Genomic DNA, 435 nt, shown 5'->3' with positions numbered 1-435 from the left:
GCCCTGGCGCATCACGGCCGCCGTCCTCGCCGTGCTCCTCGTCCTGGTGCTCGCCGGGGGTGCCTGGGCACTCTGGCGGCCCCTGTCCGAGCACGACGCCGTACGGCTCACCGCGCGCGCCACGGTCGAGTCCGTGCGGAGCGAGCTGACCCCGGATCCTGACGTGCTTCCCGACGCCGCCCTGGCGCAGCAGCTGGATGCCCTCGGTCCCGCGGCCACACCCGCGCAGCAACGACGCCTCGACGAACAGGGCGGGCAGTGGAACCCTCCGGCTGATCTGGCGGACGCCGCGGACCGGATGGCCCGGCTGTCCGCCGCAGCACCGGACGAGGAACTGGCCGGGAACACGGCCTCGGTGGCCGCGTCCTGGTGGGCCGCGCAGCAGAGCCTCGGCACGAAGACTCCCGCGCAGGCGCCCGACTCTCTGCTCGACAC

Annotated in this window: 1 protein-coding gene; it reads left to right on the top strand. The window is 74.7% G+C overall.

Annotated elements, in window-relative coordinates; translation table 11 throughout:
• On the top strand, positions 1 to 435 hold a 435-nt coding region (locus tag D9R02_RS12150; RefSeq protein ID WP_220700432.1), incomplete at both ends, for a hypothetical protein.

It is taken from the genome of Kocuria rhizophila (assembly GCF_003667225.1).
Lineage (GTDB): Bacteria > Actinomycetota > Actinomycetes > Actinomycetales > Micrococcaceae > Kocuria > Kocuria rhizophila.
The sequence above is the reverse complement of the archived record's forward strand: the minus strand, read 5'-3'. Positions and strand labels throughout refer to the sequence as shown.